The sequence below is a fragment of the Microbacterium sp. JZ70 genome (assembly GCF_053903225.1).
Genome location: NZ_CP096405.1, coordinates 2,090,050 through 2,105,274, shown reverse-complemented (window position 1 = coordinate 2,105,274; position 15,225 = coordinate 2,090,050). Strand labels below are relative to the sequence as shown.

The window sequence follows — 15,225 nt, the reverse complement described above, 5'->3', positions numbered from 1 at the left end:
TCAGATCCCGTCGACGCTGCTGATCGCCCGCTGGAACAGCCCCTCGAGCGCAGGCCCGGCGAGGGCCCAGATGAGCACGACCAGACCGGCGGACATCAGCGTGATGAGCACCCACCCCGGCACGTCGCCGCGTTCGTCCTCGGCGAGGTCCTGCAGGGCGTCGCCCCACGCGGTGCGGAGGCGGATGGCGAGCTCGTCGATTCTGCTCATGTCGTTTCCTTTCTCGAGGGGTCAGCCGATCCCGAGGCGGAGCATGACGATGCCCGGGAAGACGGCGAAGAGGACGCTGAGGGGCAGCAGGCCGAACACGAGCGGGAGGAGCATGAGGATCTCCTTGCGGCCGGCCTGCTCGATGAGCGCGCGCTTGGCCTCCTCGCGCGCGTCCGCCGCCTGCGCCTGGAGCGCCTGGGCGAGCGGGGAGCCGCGGTCGAGCGCCGCGACGATGTGCTCGACGGAGCGGCTGAGCGCGGGCACCTGGAGGCGCCGCGCCATCGCGAGAAGCGCATCGGGCAGGGTCGAGCCCGTGCGCACGTCGAGGACGACCGCGCGCAGCTCGGCCGTGAGCTCGCCCGACCCCAGGCGCGCGACGCGGCCGACGCTGTCGTAGATGCCCTCCCCCGCTGCGAGGCAGAGCGCGAGGAACTCGAGCACGGTGGGGAGCTCCTCGCCGATCCGCGCCATCCGCGCCTTCGCGCGCCCGGTGAGGGCGAGGTCCGCGCCGACAGCCCCGACGGCGGCGCCCGCGACCGGCAGCACCAGCGTCGGGCCGGAGAGCGTGCCGCCGACGGCGAGCACGGCGACGACGAGTCCGCCAGCGACGAGCCCGATCAGGGTCGCGGCCAGCTGGCGGCCGCGGAACGCGGCGACGTCGACCGGGCGGCCCGCTTGCGCGAGTCGGCGCGCGATCCCGTCCGCACCCCCGAGCAGGGCCGTCAGCCGACGCTGCGCCGCCGCCCACAGGGCTCTGGCCCCACCCGCGATCGCCGCACCCGGGTCGGCGACGGCCGACCACGCCGTCGTCCCCGCCGGATCGGTGATGTCGCGCAGGTACGGCGCGATGCGCCGTGCGAGGCTCGGCGCGCTCCAGCGCGGAGCGAGCATCAGGAGTGACCAGATGCCAAGACCGAGGCACCCGCCCAGGAGGAGCGAGAGCGCCGCGTCGGTCGCCCAGCTCATGCGAACCACCGCCGGGGCTCGGGCAGCCGGCCGATCCGGAGCATGACCCGGAACGCCACGATCGACACGGCCGCTCCCGCGAGCAGGAGGGCCACGCCCTCGGGGCTCGAGTACGCCTCCGCCCCCTCGGGCCGCATGGCGAGCAGGGCGACGATCACCCACGGCGCGAGGACGCCGAGGACCGCGGCCCCGCGCGTCCACGACTGCCGGGACTCCACCTCGGAGCGCAGGGCGGCGTCCGCGCGCACCGACGCGGCGAGCGCCCGCAGCACAGGGGTGAGCTCGGTGCCGCCGACCTGCCGCGCCATGCGCAGGGTCTCCACGATGCGGTCGGCCATCGGATCCGCGAGTGCGGACTTCAGCCGATCGGCGCTCGAGTCGAAGTGCCCCGACGCCGCCATATCGCGTTCGAAGCCCGCGAACGCCGCGCGGAGGGCAGCAGGCGCGGATCGCGCGAGCGATGAGACCGCGTCGGGCAGCGACATCCCCGCGCGGACCGAGGCGATGAGCAGGTCGCAGACGTCGGGCCAGAGCGCACGGCGGGCGCGGACGAGTCGCGCGGCGCGCGAGCGCAGCCACAGGAGGGGCCACGCGGCTCCCGCGAGCCCCGCGAGGAGGGCGAGCACCCCCACGGTCGTCACGAGCCACGCGACGGACGCCGCGACGAGCGCCGCGCCTGCGCACACCGCGACGACCACGCGCGGGGCGACATGGGAGAAGCCCGCGGACTCGAGCAGGGCCGCGAGGGCCGACGGGCGCTCGCGCGCTGCGCGCTCCCGCGGCGGCCAGAGCCATGGTGACAGGGCCAGCAGGAGTCCCGCGGCGAGCGCAGCTCCGAGGACGAGGATCAGCGCCATCGCTCCCCCGTCCGGTAGAGGGTGCGCGTCTCGGGAGCGTCGTCGATGACGCGCCCCGTGGGAGCGATGATCTCCTGGACGCGGCGCCGCCCGTCCTCGGCCCGCTGACAGTGCACGACGAGGTCCACGCTCGTCGCGATCGCCGGGACGACGAACTCGCGACCGATGTTGCGGCCCGCGAGCAGCGGGAGCGCAGCGAGCTTGGCGAGGGCGTCGACCGCCGAGTTCGCGTGGATCGTCGCGGCGCCAGGGATGCCCGTGTTCAGCGCGAGCAGGAGGTCCAGCGCCTCTGCGTCGCGCACCTCCCCGATGACGATCCCGTCGGGCCGCATTCGCAGGGCCTCCTTGACGAGGCGCCGGAGGGTGATCTCGCCCGTGCCCTCGAGGCTCGGCTGCCGACCCTGCAGCGCGACGAGGTCGGGCGCGTCCACGCCCAGCTCGAAGGTCTCCTCGACCGTGACGATGCGGTGCGCAGGCGGACAAGCGGCGACGAGAGCACCCAGGAGGGTCGTCTTGCCCGCGTGCGTCGCTCCGGAGACGAGCACGCTGCGCCCCTGCCTCATGGCGTCGCGCAGGAGGTCGGCCGCCTCGGCAGCGAGCGATCCGATCTCCACGAGGCGATCGAGGCTCCGCACGTGCGGGAGGAACTTGCGGATGTTCACGGCCCAGTGCCTCCGCGCGATCCCGCCGAGGACGACGTGCAGGCGCGAGCCGTCCGGGAGGGCGGCGTCGACGAACGGCTGCGAGAGGTCGATGCGCCGCCCTGTCGCGTGGAGCATCCGCTCGACGAGGTCGCGGACCGCCGCGTCGGTGAGCGCGAGCGGGAGGCGCTCGGTCACGCCGTCCCTGGCCACGAAGATCCGATCGGGGGCGTTGATCCAGAGCTCCTCGACCGTCGGGTCGTCGAGATGCTCCTGCAGGGGGCCGTATCCGGTCACGGCGGCGAGCACCTCGCGCACGGCCGCCTGCTCGTCGTCGACGATCGCGAGACCGCGGGCGAGAGCGAAGTCGTTGTGCCGGCGCACCTCCGCCTGCGCGATGCGCAGCACCGCCTCGGGTGCACGCGAGGGATCGGTCTGGTCGGCGCGCAGCCGATCCCTGACTCGCTCCGCGACTGCGCTCATGAGGGGACCCACGCGGCCATCCTGGCCGAATCGCCGAGACGGCCTCGAAAGTTATCCACAGCGCAGCCGCGGTCCGCTACCGTGCCGACGCCGTTCGCGCAATGCCCTGTGTGCGCGGCCGCGCCGATGCCTTACTGGGGAGACCACGGACGAGCTCGAAAGGACCGCATCATGAGCACTCCCGAGAACTCATCGGAATCGCGCCGCGACCGGCGCGCCCCGGAGCACGCGGACTATCTCGCCGGCGACGGCGATGCCGGCCACGGCAGCGACGAGCCCACGCGCGCCTACGACGTGCGCGACGTCCGCGACGACACGACAGCGTCCCGCGCCGACACCACGGCCGTCCGCGCCGACCGCGAGGAGGTCGTGGCGCGCGAGAAGGAGGAGTTCGGCGGCTTCAAGTTCGGCTCGGCCTTCTTCGGATGGCTGTGCGCGATGGGCATGACGGCGCTGCTGACCGCCCTCGTCGCGGGAGCAGGGGCGGCTCTCGGCCTCGGCGAGCAGGTGACCGCCGACGAGGCGGCGCAGAACGCCGACACGATCGGCATCGCGGGCGCCGTCGCGGTGCTCGTGATCCTGCTCGTGTCGTACTACGCGGGCGGGTACGTCGCGGGGCGGATGGCGCGGTTCAGCGGCGCGAAGCAGGGCCTCGCGGTCTGGCTGTGGGCCGTCGTCATCGCGATCGCCGTCGCGATCGTCACGGCGGTCGCGGGCGCGCAGTGGAACATCCTCGCCGACGTCAACACGTTCCCCCGGCTCCCCTTCAACGAGGGCGAGCTCACGACGGTGGGCATCATCACCGCGGTGGGCGCGCTGCTGGTGAGCCTCGGCGGAGCGGTGCTCGGCGGGCTCGCGGGCATGCGCTACCACCGCAAGGTCGACCGCGCGGGTTTCCGCGCCTGATCGCTCTGGCACGCTGGTGAGGTGATCTCCGAAGTCGGTCTCGCGTTCGTCTCCGAGCGCCACCTCGCCACTCTGTCCACGATCGGCCGCGATGGCCGCATCCACGCCGTCCCGGTGGGCATGACCTACCGGGACGGCGTCGTGCGGATCATCGGCACGCGCGGCACGCAGAAGTTCGTCAACGCCGCGCGTGCAGGGCGCGCGACCGTGAGCAGCGTCGACGGCGCCCGCTGGATCAGCTTCGAGGGCCCCGCGCGCGTGCGGGATGAGCCCGATGCGGTCGCGGAGGCCGTGCGCCTCTACACGGAGCGCTACCGTCAGCCACGCGAGAACCCGCGCCGGGTCGTCCTCGAGATCGCCGTCGAGCGGGTGATGGGATCTGCCGGCATGAAGGCGTGATCGGCGTTCATGGTCGCGCTCCCTCCCGCGCCGTAGACTGATCGGACTCGCGGGAGTGGTGAAACTGGCAGACACGCAGGATTTAGGTTCCTGTGCCTCCGGGCGTGTGGGTTCAAGTCCCACCTTCCGCACGAGACGCGGTCCCGCGTCGCACCCCTCCCACCGACATCCGGAGCATCGTGCACCACATCGCTCTCATCCCGTGGCTCGACCCGCAGGCGATCATCGACGCGGCAGGGCCGTGGGCGCTGCTCGTCGTCTGCCTCATCGTGTTCTCCGAGACCGGCCTGCTCGTCGGCTTCCTCCTCCCCGGCGACACGCTCCTGCTCATCTCGGGGCTCCTCACCCACACGGTCGACGTCTTCGGCGTCAACATCTGGATCGTGAGCGGCCTCATCGCGCTCGCCGCGTTCGTCGGCGGCGAGGTCGGGTACCTCATCGGGCACAAGGGCGGGCCCGCGGTGTTCGAGCGCAAGGACTCCGGCGTCTTCAGCCGCCACAACGTCGAGCGGACCAACGCCTTCTTCGAGCGCTTCGGCGGCATCACGGTGGTGCTCGCGCGCTTCGTCCCGATCGTCCGCACCTTCGCGCCGGTCGCGGCGGGCATCGGTCATATGCCGTGGAAGCGATACTCGCTCTACAACCTCATCGGCGCGCTCCTGTGGGGCTTCGGCCTCACGATGTTCGGCTACGTGATCGCGTACATCCCGTGGGTCCGCGACATCGTCACGGAGTACATCGACGTGATCCTGCTGGCTGCCGTGGGCGGCACCGCGCTCATCGTGCTCTGGCACTACCTGCAGGAGCGCCGCCGCGCGCGCAAGGCCGCCGAAGCGGCGCCGGCCGACGATCTCGTGCTCGACGCCGAGGTGTTCGAGCGCGCGCCCGACATCGACGGAGACGGCAAGCCCGACTTCTGATCCGGTCAGGAGGCCTTCTTCGACCGCTTGCGCGGCTTGGCCTCCTTCTCGGGCTCCGCCTCCTCGGCCTCCTTCTTGCCGCCGCGCGCGGCGCGCGATCGCTCGACGCTCGCCCGCAGCGCCTCCATGAGGTCGATGACCTCGCCGCCCTTCTCCTCCTCGGCGCCGAAGGTCGCCTCGGTGTCGACCGCGTCGCCCTTCTCGAGCTTCGCCTCGATGAGGGTGCGGAGCTCCTTCTGGTACTCGTCGACGTACTCCTCCGGGTCGAAGTCGGACGAGTAGCTCTCCACGAGGCTCTCGGCGAGCTCGAGCTCCTTCTCGCTGACCTTGATCGGGTCCTCGAGGGCGGGGAACGACGCCTGCCGCACCTCGTCGGCCCACAGCAGCGTCTGCAGCATGAGCACCCCGTCCCGCACGCGCAGCGCCGCGAGCCGCGTCTTCTGCCGCAGCGAGAAGCGCACGATCGCCGTCCGGTCCGTCCGCTCGAGGGTCTCGCGCAGGAGGCCGTACGACTTGGGCGACGCCGAGTCGGGCTCGAGGTAGTACGCGCGGTCGAACGTGATCGGGTCGACCTGCTCGGTGGGCACGAACTCGACCACCTCGATCTCGCGGCTGCGCTCGGAGGGAAGCGACTTCAGGTCGTCGTCGGTGAGCACGACCGTGCGCTCGCCGTCGTCGAACGCCTTGTCGATGTCGCGGTACGCGACGACCTCGCCGCACACCTCGCACTTGCGCTGGTACCGGATGCGGCCGCCATCCGCCGCGTGGACCTGGTGGAGCGACACGTCGTGGTCCTCCGTGGCCGCGTAGACCTTGACCGGCACGTTGACGAGGCCGAACGTCAGCGCGCCCTTCCAGATCGATCTCATGGCACCAGTGAAGCGCTCCCACGCCCCGCCCGCCAGGGGTTGACGCGGATCGGCCCCGCGCGCATAGCCTGAACCATGCCCGTGCCCCAGCAGCAGACCGTCGAGGTCGCCGGGCGCCGCCTGCGGGTGTCGCACCTCGAGCGCGTCATGTATCCCGAGACGGGCACGACGAAGGCCGACGTGATCGCGTACTACACGCGCATCGCGCCGCTTCTCCTGCCGCACGTCGCCGGGCGACCCGTGACGCGCAAGCGCTGGGTCGAAGGCGTCGGGACGACGGAGGCGCCCGAGGAGGCGTTCTTCGCGAAGGCGCTCGAGCCGGGCGCGCCGTCCTGGGTGCCGCGCAGGACCATCCAGCACAGCTCGGGGCCGAAGGACTACCCGCTCGTCGACGAGGTCGCGACACTCGTCTACCTCGCGCAGGTGGCGAGCCTCGAGCTCCACGTGCCGCAGTGGCGGTTCGCGCCGGATGGATCGCCGGGGCCGGCGGACCGGCTCGTGCTCGACCTCGACCCCGGGCCCGGTGCGGGGCTCGCGGAGTGCGCCGAGGTCGCGCGGCTCGCGCGCGGGATCCTGCAGGGCATGGGACTCGAGCCCCAGCCGGTCACGAGCGGCAGCAAGGGCATCCACCTCTATGCCGCGCTCCCCCGCCCGCTCCCCTCCGATGACGCGTCGGCGCTGGCCCGCGAGCTCGCGCGCGCACTCGAGGCGGACCATCCCGACCTCGCGGTCAGCGCGATGCGCAAGGACCTGCGCGCGGGCCGCGTGTTCGTCGACTGGAGCCAGAACAACGGCAAGAAGACGACCGTCGCGCCCTACTCGCTCCGCGGACGCGCGCGGCCCTGGGTCGCCGCGCCGCGCACGTGGGACGAGCTCGACGACCCCGACCTGCGGCACCTCGAGCTCGACGAGGTGCTCGCGCGCGCCGACGCGATCGGCGACCCGCTCGCCGGGATCGACCCGCCCGCGGCCGCGACCGGCCCTCTCGGCTCCTACATCGCCAAGCGCACGGCGGGGCGCACGCCGGAGCCGGTCCCCGAGACGCCCCATCCCGAGCCCGACGACGGGGATCTCCCGCGCTTCGTCGTGCACGAGCACCACGCGAGCCGGCTCCACTGGGACCTCCGGCTCGAGCGCGCCGGCGTGCTCGCCTGCTGGGCCGTGCCGAAGGGCATTCCCGACACCCCCGACCGCAACCGCCTCGCGGTGCAGACCGAGGACCATCCGCTCGCGTACATCGACTTCCACGGGACGATCCCCAAGGGAGAGTACGGCGCCGGCACGATGACCATCTGGGACGAAGGCACGTACGAGACGGAGAAGTGGCGCGACGACGAGGTCATCGTGACGCTCCGCGGACGCGAGGACGGCCCGCTCCACGAGGTGCGGATCGCGCTCATCCGCACCCAGGGATCCGGCGAGAAGTCGTCGTGGCTCCTCCACCGCACGAAGCGGCAGCTGGGGGCGGCCGCGGAGCCCGCGCGCGACGAGGCGCCGCCCGCGCGGCCGGCGCCCATGCTCGCGGTGCACGGCACGCCGGGCCTCGCCCGGACGCTCTCGTCGCCGCCGTGGGTCGAGTTCAAGTGGGACGGCGTGCGCGCGCTCGGCGAGTGGCGCTCGGGGGCCCTGCGGCTCTTCGCGCGCTCGGGCGCGGAGATCACGCAGCGCTACCCCGAGCTGTCGGGAGCTGCCCGCACGCACCTCGACGCGTGGGACGCGCTCGTCGACGGCGAGATCGTCGCGCTCGACGAGCAGGGTCGGCCGAGCTTCTCGCTCCTCCAGAACCGCATGCACCTCGAGCGCGCCGACGACGTCGCCCGCGAGAGCACGCGGGCGCCCGTGCTTCTGTACCTCTTCGACATCCTGCGGCTCGACGGCCGCGACCTCACGCCGCTGCCGCTGGAGGAGCGCCGGCACCTGCTCGAGGAGACGGCGGCGACGGCCGGTCCGTCGGTGATCGTACCGCCGGTCTTCGACGACGTCGACATCGCCCTCGACGTCGCCCGCGAGCACGCCCTCGAGGGCATCGTCGCGAAGCGGCGCTCGTCGCCCTACCGGCCCGGCACGCGCAGCGAGGACTGGCTCAAGGTCAAGCTCACGCACACGCAGGAGGTCGTCATCGGCGGGTTCCGGCGCGGCAGGGGCGGCAGGGCCGGCTCGTTCGCCTCGCTCCTCCTCGGCGTGCCCGATGCGGATGGCCTGAGGTACGTCGGCAGGGTCGGCACGGGCTTCTCCGATCGGGAGCTGCGGCGTCTGCGCGATCTGCTCGCCCCGCTCGAGACCCGGGAGTGCCCGCTGCAGGACGTCCCCCGCGAGGACACGGGTGACGCCACCTGGGTGGAGCCCCGGCTCGTGGGCGAGGTCGAGTTCGCGGAGTGGACGCGCAGCGGCAGTCTCCGGCAGGCGCGCTGGCGCGGGCTCCGCCCCGACAAGGCCCCCGACGACGTCCGCACGGAGGCGTGACGCGACGGGTGTCGAGGAACCGCTATCGTGGGCGCTTGTGTGCCAGCGAGAGGAGCAACACGATGGCAGCACTCCATGACGCCCTGACGCCCGTATTCGACGAGGTCATCCGGCGCAATCCCGGCGAAGCCGAGTTCCACCAGGCGGTCCGAGAGGTCCTCGAGAGCCTCGGACCCGTGCTCGGCAAGCGGCCCGAGTACGCGGACGCCGAGATCATCCGCCGGCTGTGCGAGCCGGAACGCCAGATCATCTTCCGCGTGCCGTGGGTCGACGACGCCGGCCGCGTGCAGCTGAACCGCGGCTTCCGCGTCGAGTTCAACTCGGCGCTGGGCCCGTACAAGGGCGGAATCCGCTTCCATCCCTCGGTCTACCTCGGGATCGTCAAGTTCCTCGGCTTCGAGCAGATCTTCAAGAACGCGCTCACCGGCATGCCGATCGGCGGCGGCAAGGGCGGCTCGGACTTCGACCCCAAGGGCCGCTCCGACGCCGAGGTCATGCGCTTCTGCCAGTCGTTCATGACCGAGCTCTACCGTCACATCGGCGAGCACACCGACGTCCCCGCGGGCGACATCGGCGTCGGCGGCCGCGAGATTGGCTACCTCTTCGGCCAGTACAAGCGCATCACGAACCGCTACGAGTCGGGCGTCCTGACCGGCAAGGGCATCACCTGGGGCGGGTCGCAGGTGCGCACGGAGTCGACCGGCTACGGCACGGTCTTCTTCGTCAAGGAGGCGCTCGCGGCGCGCGGCATGGACCTCGAGGGCCGCCGCGTCGTCGTCTCGGGCTCGGGCAACGTCGCGATCTACGCGACCGAGAAGGCGCAGGCGCTCGGCGCGAAGGTCGTCGCCACGTCGGACTCGAGCGGCTACGTCGTCGACGAGGCCGGCATCGACCTCGACCTGCTCAAGGAGATCAAGAACGGCCACCGCGGGCGGGTCTCCGACTACGCCGCGCGCCGCGACAGCGCGCACTTCGTGGCGGGCGGATCGATCTGGGATGTGCCGTGCGACATCGCGCTGCCCTGCGCGACCCAGAACGAGCTCGACGCGGATGCCGCCGCGGCGCTCGTGCGGAACGGCTGCCTCATCGTGGCCGAGGGCGCGAACATGCCGACGACCCCCGAGGCGACGCGCGTGCTGCGCGAGGGCGGCGTCGTCTTCGCCCCCGGCAAGGCCGTGAACGCGGGCGGTGTCGCGACGAGCGCCCTCGAGATGCAGCAGAACGCCTCACGCGACTCGTGGTCGTTCGAGCACACCGAGCAGCGCCTGTCCGAGATCATGAGCTCGATCCACGCGCGGTGCCTCGAGACCGCCGACGAGTACGGGGCTCCCGGCGACTACGTCGCGGGCGCGAACATCGCGGGCTTCACGCACGTCGCCGACGCGATGCTCGCCCTCGGCGTCATCTGAGCGTCAGGCACCGGCCCCGGCGGTATCGCTCGTGGGCCGGTGCCCGTGCTCGCCGCCGATGCCGAAGTAGTGGCGGAAGCTGTAGATGGTCGGCTCCCAGAGCCGTGGGTCGATGTGATCCGTGCCGGGCGCGACGATCCGCGGGTCGGCGTGCACGGCCTGCACCTCCGCCTCCACGATCGCGTAGTCGCCGAGGCCGTCGGTGATCCGCGCGACGCGCGCCTCGAGCTGCAGGGCGCACTCCTCGACGCGCGGCGGCGCGACGTGCTGCGAGGGCTGCGGGGTCAGGCCGGCGGCGGCGAACTTGTCGGCGACGTGACGGTAGCGCGCCGCCTTCGCGGGCGGCACGTCGACGCGCCCCGTCGTGTCCGCGATCGCCTCGACGGCGTTCCAGAGCCCGGGCGACGGGAAGTTCACGGTCAGCTCGGGGCGCTCGCGCACGTTCCGCTGCGTCTGGCCGTCGTTCTCGAGCCCCAGCACGAGCATCCACCCGAGCGCCCAGTACGACGACGCGGGCGCCAGATTCGGCGTGCCGTCGGGGTTGACCGTGCCGATCAGCATCACGGGCGTCCCCACGTAGAGGACGGACGGGCGGATGTCGAGATGACGGACGGTCGTCATGGAGCTCCTCGGGTGGTGCGGGTGGGAGTAGCGTCGATCCCGTGTTCGAGCGTATCGAGGCGGACGGACCGGGATGGCCCGTGTGACGCGGCTGAAGCGCGTCTATGACGCGGCGGAGGCAGACGACGGATGGCGTGTGCTCGTGGACCGGCTGTGGCCCCGCGGCGTCTCCCGCGAGCGCGCGGCGTGGCATCGCGACCCCGAGCACAACCACGCCGTCGTCCTGCGCGACCATCTGGAGGAGCATCCGTGACCCGACGCCTCGAAGACCTGCTCGACATCGACCACCCCGTCGTCCTCGCGCCGTTCGGCGGCGTCTCATCCGTGTCGCTCACCGCTGCGGTGAGCGACGCGGGCGGGCTCGGCTCGTACGGGCTGTACGGCTACGCGCCCGACCGGATCCGCGACACGATCGCCGCTCTGCGCGCGGCGACCGCGCGCCCGGTCGCGGTGAACCTGTGGCTGCCGCGCGGCGACGAGGTCGCGCCCGACGAGGTCGATCTCACGGCCGCGGTCGCCGCCGTGAGCGGATTCTTCGACGAGCTCGGGATCGAGATCCCCGAGAAGCCGTCGTCGTTCCTCCCTCCCTTCGAGGACCAGCTCGACGCGGTCGTGGATGCCCGCCCCGATGTGCTGAGCGTCGTCTTCGGGGTCCCGTCGCCCGCTCACGTCGAGCGCCTGCGCGCCGCGGGCATCCGGATCTTCGGCACCGCGACGACCGTCGACGAAGCGCGCGCCCTCGCCGACGGCGGTGTCGACGCCGTCGTCGCGACGGGCGCCGAGGCGGGCGGCCACCGGGTGTCGTGGCTGCGGCCGCCCGAGGAGTCCCTCGTGGGCGGGCTCGCCCTCATCCCCCAGGTCGTCGACGCGGTCGATGTGCCCGTCGTTGCAGCGGGCGGCATCGTCGACCGTCGCGGCGTCGCCGCCGCGCGCGCCCTCGGCGCCGACGGCGTCCAGGTCGGCACAGCCTTCCTCCGCACATCGGTCTCGGCCGCGCCCGCGTCGCACCGCGCGGCGATCGCATCGGGAGCCGACACCGTGCTCACGCGCGCGATGAGCGGGCGCCTCGCCCGCGGCATCCCGAACCGCGCCGTGCGCGAGATCGAGCACGCGGGAGCGATCGCCCCCTTCCCGGCGCAGAACTGGCTCACCGGGCGCTTCCGGGCCGAGGCCGCCGTGCAGGACCAGGGCGACCTGCTGTCGCTGTGGGCGGGTCAGAGCGCGGGGCTCACCCGCCACGACGACGTCGCCGAGCTGTTCGCCGAGCTCGTCGCGGGCTGGAGCTGACGGTCAGGAGTGCGCGTCGTCGCGGTCGACGTGGCCCGACTGCTCCAGCTGGAACGTGGAGTGCGCGACGTCGAAGTGCTCGGCCAGGCACTCCTGCAGCCCGTTCAGGACCGCGCCGCTGCGCCCCTCGTCGATGACCGACTGCTCGACGACGACGTGCGCCGTGAAGACCGGCGCGCCGCGCGTGAGCTGCCACACATGGACGTCGTGCACATCGGCGACACCGGGGGCCGCGAGGATGTGCGCGCGGATGGCGGCGACGCTCGTCCCCGCCGGCGCCGACTCCGCGAGCACGCCGACGACCTCCCGCAGGAGCGAGATCGCGCGCGGCACGATGAGCACCGCGATCGCGAGCGACGCGAGCGCGTCGGCGGGCATCCATCCGGTGAGAAGGATGACGACGGCGGCCACGATGACGAGCGCCGATCCGACGAGGTCGCCCAGCACCTCGAGGTACGCGCCGCGCACGTTCATGCTGTGCCGCTGCGCGGCACTCAGCAGCCACAGCGACACCCCGTTCGCGACGAGACCCGCGAGGGCGACGACGAGCATCCATCCGCCGGTCACCTCGTGGGCGTCGGGCGAGAGGAGACGCCGCACGCCCTCGATCGCGACCGTGACGCAGAGCACGATGAGGATGACGGCGTTCACGAGCGCCCCGAGCACCTCGGCGCGCTGATATCCGTACGTCCGCCGGTCGTCCGCGGGCCGCGCGGCCACCGCGCTCGCGATGAGCGCGACGACGAGGGCCACGGCGTCGGTGAGCATGTGCACGGCGTCGGCGAGCAGCGCGAGCGATCCCGTCATGATCGCTCCGACGACCTGCACGACGAACACCGCGCCCGTGAGGGTCAGCGAGATCGTCAGCAGCCGCCGGCTGTCGGCGCCGCGGATGCCCGGTGCGTGGTCGTGCATGACTCCAGGCTAGGCGCGTCGGACGCCCGCTCGGGGGCTCTGCGCGCTGTCGGGAACGGGGATGATTCTCGTTACGTCAGAGCGACGCGAGAAGCGGCCCCAGCTGCGCGAACGCACGGGCCCGGTGCGACGCCGCGTTCTTCTCGTCGGCCGTCCACTCCGCGACCGTGCGCTCGTCGGCGCCCTGGCCATCCGGCACGAACACGGGGTCGTACCCGAAGCCGCCCGCACCGCGCGGTTCGCGGGCGATGCGCCCGGGCCAGATGCCCTCGACGACGTGCTCGCCGCCGTCGGGGGTGACGAGGGCGATCACCGACGTGTAGTGCGCGCCACGGTGCGGGTCGGAGATGTCGGAGATCTGATCCAGCAGGAGCGCGAGGTTCGCCGCGTCGTCCTTCGCGTGCCCGGCCCAGTACGCCGAGAACACGCCGGGCGAGCCGCCCAGCACGTCGACGCACACGCCGGAGTCGTCGGCGAGCGCGGGGAGCCCCGTGTGGGCGGCCGCCGCGCGGGCCTTGATGAGCGCGTTCTCGGCGAAGGTCGTGCCGTCCTCGACCGGCTCGGGTCCGTCATAGGAGACGACCTCGAAGTCGGGTCGCGTGCTGGCGACGATGCCCTGGAACTCCGCGACCTTGTGGGCGTTGTGCGTCGCGAGGACGATGCGCCGGCTCACGCCTCCTGCCCCAGCGCGGCGAGCTGGTGGCGGCGCAGCTCAGCGCACCCGTTCACGCCCAGCTCGAGAAGCGCGTCGAGCTCGCGCTTGTCGAACGGCGCGCCCTCGGCCGTGCCCTGCACCTCGACGAACAGACCGCGCCCGGTGACGACGACGTTCATGTCGGTCTCGGCGCGCGAGTCCTCGACGTACGGGAGGTCGAGCATGGGGACGCCGTCGATGATGCCGACCGAGACCGCCGCGACCGAGTCGAGCAGGACGCGCGACTTCTGCCCGACGAACCGCTTGTCGCGCCCCCACTCGATCGCGTCCGCGAGTGCGACGTACGCACCCGTGATCGCGGCCGTCCGGGTGCCGCCGTCGGCCTGGAGCACGTCGCAGTCGATGACGATCGTGTTCTCGCCGAGCGCCTTCGTGTCGACCACGGCGCGCAGCGCGCGGCCGATGAGGCGCGAGATCTCGTGCGTGCGCCCGCCGATCTTGCCCTTCACGCTCTCGCGCTGGTTCCGCTCGTTCGTGGCGCGCGGGAGCATCGCGTACTCGGCGGTGACCCAGCCGCGCCCCTGGCCGGTGAGCCACCGGGGCACGCCGTTCGTGAAGGAGGCCGTGCACAGGACCTTGGTGTCCCCGAAGCTGATGAGAGCCGATCCCTCGGCCTGGCTGCTCCAGCCCCGCTCGATCGTGATGGGACGCAGCTGGTCGGGGGTGCGGCCGTCGGCGCGCTGGGTCATGGTGTCCTCTTCTCTCATCGGGGGAGGTCGATCGCGCCCGTGCGCACGAGGCGCACATCGCGCACCTCGCGGCCGAGCAGGCGGTTGGCGAGCGCCGTGAACGTCTCGGTGTCGGCTCCGGTCGCCTCGTAGGTGTGGACGGGCGTCGCCGACGGGTCGGCGAGGAGGTCGCCCGACACGAGCTGGCGGTAGACGTCCTTTGCGGTCTCGGAGTCGCTCGACACGAGCGAGACGCCGTCGCCCATGAGGTAGCTGATCGCGCCCTTGAGGAACGGGTAGTGCGTGCAGCCGAGCACGAGGGTGTCGACGCCCGCACGCCGCAGCGGCGCGAGGTACTCCTCGGCAGCCGCGAGCAGCTCGGGCGAATCGGTCACGCCGGCCTCCACGAACTCCACGAAGCGCGGGCAGGCGGCGGTGAACACCTCGACCCCGGGGTTCACGCCGAGCATGTCCTGATACGCGCCGGAGCCGATCGTCCCCTCCGTGCCGATCACGCCGATCCGGCCGTTGCGGGTCGCCGCGATGGCCGTGCGCACGGCCGGCCCGATGACCTCGACGACGGGCACGTCGTACCGCTCTCGGGCGTCGCGCAGCATCGCGGCGGACGCCGTGTTGCAGGCGATCACGAGCATCTTCACGCCCTGGTCGACGAGGGTGTCGAGCACCTCGAGCGCATAGCGGCGGACGTCGGCGATCGGCTTCGGCCCGTACGGCGAGTGCAGCGTGTCGCCGATGTACAGCATCGACTCGCGCGGCAGCTGGTCGCCGATCGCACGGGCCACCGTGAGGCCGCCGACGCCCGAGTCGAAGATCCCGATCGGCGCGTTGTTCACGATGTCCCAGCGTACCCGCCGGGCCGGAGCAGCTCGCGCACG

The 15,225-nt window shown here is 72.5% G+C and carries 16 protein-coding genes, 1 tRNA gene and 1 pseudogene; 8 read left to right on the top strand and 10 right to left on the bottom strand.

What is annotated here, in order from left to right; all coding sequences use genetic code 11:
* Genes M1D46_RS09570 through M1D46_RS09555 form a run of 4 tightly spaced genes read right to left on the bottom strand, consistent with a single transcriptional unit; the run spans window position 1 to window position 3,157 of the window.
* Window positions 1-210: a hypothetical protein gene (locus M1D46_RS09570; RefSeq protein WP_456285415.1), complete on the bottom strand. Its 210-nt coding sequence runs from the start codon at window positions 208-210 to the stop codon at window positions 1-3.
* Window positions 211-231: 21 nt separating this feature from the next.
* Window positions 232-1,176, bottom strand: a complete 945-nt coding sequence (locus M1D46_RS09565; RefSeq protein ID WP_456285414.1) for a type II secretion system F family protein — start codon at window positions 1,174-1,176, stop codon at window positions 232-234.
* Window positions 1,173-2,033 (bottom strand): type II secretion system F family protein, encoded by an 861-nt coding sequence (locus tag M1D46_RS09560; protein ID WP_456285413.1) that lies wholly within the window; start codon window positions 2,031-2,033, stop codon window positions 1,173-1,175. The genes M1D46_RS09565 and M1D46_RS09560 overlap by 4 nt, the downstream gene beginning before the upstream one ends.
* Window positions 2,024-3,157: a CpaF family protein gene (locus M1D46_RS09555; protein WP_456285412.1), complete on the bottom strand. Its 1,134-nt coding sequence runs from the start codon at window positions 3,155-3,157 to the stop codon at window positions 2,024-2,026. The genes M1D46_RS09560 and M1D46_RS09555 overlap by 10 nt, the downstream gene beginning before the upstream one ends.
* Before the next feature lie 171 nt (window positions 3,158-3,328).
* Between M1D46_RS09555 and M1D46_RS09550 the strand changes: the two genes are divergently transcribed.
* The 4 genes from M1D46_RS09550 (at window position 3,329) to M1D46_RS09535 (ending at window position 5,382) form a co-directional block, all read left to right on the top strand.
* Window positions 3,329-4,063: a hypothetical protein gene (locus tag M1D46_RS09550; RefSeq protein WP_456285411.1), complete on the top strand. Its 735-nt coding sequence runs from the start codon at window positions 3,329-3,331 to the stop codon at window positions 4,061-4,063.
* 21 nt (window positions 4,064-4,084) lie between these two features.
* Window positions 4,085-4,462, top strand: coding sequence for a PPOX class F420-dependent oxidoreductase (locus M1D46_RS09545; RefSeq protein WP_456285410.1), 378 nt, complete (start codon window positions 4,085-4,087; stop codon window positions 4,460-4,462).
* A gap of 49 nt (window positions 4,463-4,511) precedes the next feature.
* Window positions 4,512-4,593, top strand: a tRNA-Leu gene (locus M1D46_RS09540).
* 48 nt (window positions 4,594-4,641) lie between these two features.
* The gene (locus M1D46_RS09535) at window positions 4,642-5,382 is read left to right on the top strand and encodes a DedA family protein (RefSeq protein ID WP_282977525.1); all 741 of its coding nucleotides are present in this window, start codon (window positions 4,642-4,644) and stop codon (window positions 5,380-5,382) included.
* 5 nt (window positions 5,383-5,387) lie between these two features.
* Here the strand turns inward: M1D46_RS09535 and ku are convergent, their stop codons facing one another.
* Entirely contained in the window at window positions 5,388-6,251 is an 864-nt protein-coding gene (ku, locus tag M1D46_RS09530; RefSeq protein WP_271171630.1) for a non-homologous end joining protein Ku, read from the bottom strand.
* A gap of 75 nt (window positions 6,252-6,326) precedes the next feature.
* Between ku and M1D46_RS09525 the strand changes: the two genes are divergently transcribed.
* On the top strand, window positions 6,327-8,714 hold the full coding sequence (locus M1D46_RS09525) for an ATP-dependent DNA ligase (protein WP_456285409.1): 2,388 nt from the start codon (window positions 6,327-6,329) through the stop codon (window positions 8,712-8,714).
* A 62-nt stretch (window positions 8,715-8,776) separates the two neighbouring features.
* The gene (gdhA, locus tag M1D46_RS09520; RefSeq protein WP_271171628.1) at window positions 8,777-10,123 is read left to right on the top strand and encodes an NADP-specific glutamate dehydrogenase; all 1,347 of its coding nucleotides are present in this window, start codon (window positions 8,777-8,779) and stop codon (window positions 10,121-10,123) included.
* Window positions 10,124-10,126: 3 nt separating this feature from the next.
* On the opposite strand, the gene M1D46_RS09515 is transcribed toward gdhA, so the two are convergent.
* Window positions 10,127-10,744: a flavin reductase family protein gene (locus M1D46_RS09515; protein WP_456285408.1), complete on the bottom strand. Its 618-nt coding sequence runs from the start codon at window positions 10,742-10,744 to the stop codon at window positions 10,127-10,129.
* A gap of 73 nt (window positions 10,745-10,817) precedes the next feature.
* Here M1D46_RS09515 and M1D46_RS09510 point away from each other — a divergent pair.
* Window positions 10,818-10,943: pseudogene (locus M1D46_RS09510) on the top strand (DUF488 family protein, N3 subclade); the annotation flags it as partial.
* A 50-nt stretch (window positions 10,944-10,993) separates the two neighbouring features.
* Entirely contained in the window at window positions 10,994-12,031 is a 1,038-nt protein-coding gene (locus M1D46_RS09505) for an NAD(P)H-dependent flavin oxidoreductase (protein WP_456285407.1), read from the top strand.
* Window positions 12,032-12,034: 3 nt separating this feature from the next.
* On the opposite strand, the gene M1D46_RS09500 is transcribed toward M1D46_RS09505, so the two are convergent.
* The 4 genes from M1D46_RS09500 to murI form a co-directional block, all read right to left on the bottom strand.
* Window positions 12,035-12,946, bottom strand: coding sequence for a cation diffusion facilitator family transporter (locus M1D46_RS09500; protein ID WP_282977517.1), 912 nt, complete (start codon window positions 12,944-12,946; stop codon window positions 12,035-12,037).
* A 76-nt stretch (window positions 12,947-13,022) separates the two neighbouring features.
* Window positions 13,023-13,619: an RdgB/HAM1 family non-canonical purine NTP pyrophosphatase gene (gene rdgB, locus M1D46_RS09495; protein ID WP_421075731.1), complete on the bottom strand. Its 597-nt coding sequence runs from the start codon at window positions 13,617-13,619 to the stop codon at window positions 13,023-13,025.
* Complete coding sequence (rph, locus tag M1D46_RS09490) at window positions 13,616-14,350, bottom strand: ribonuclease PH (protein WP_271171622.1); 735 nt, start codon at window positions 14,348-14,350, stop codon at window positions 13,616-13,618. Before rph ends, rdgB begins: the two co-directional genes overlap by 4 nt.
* 14 nt (window positions 14,351-14,364) lie before the next feature.
* Window positions 14,365-15,183, bottom strand: coding sequence for a glutamate racemase (murI, locus tag M1D46_RS09485; RefSeq protein WP_271171621.1), 819 nt, complete (start codon window positions 15,181-15,183; stop codon window positions 14,365-14,367).
* Between the last annotated feature and the right edge of the window lie 42 nt (window positions 15,184-15,225).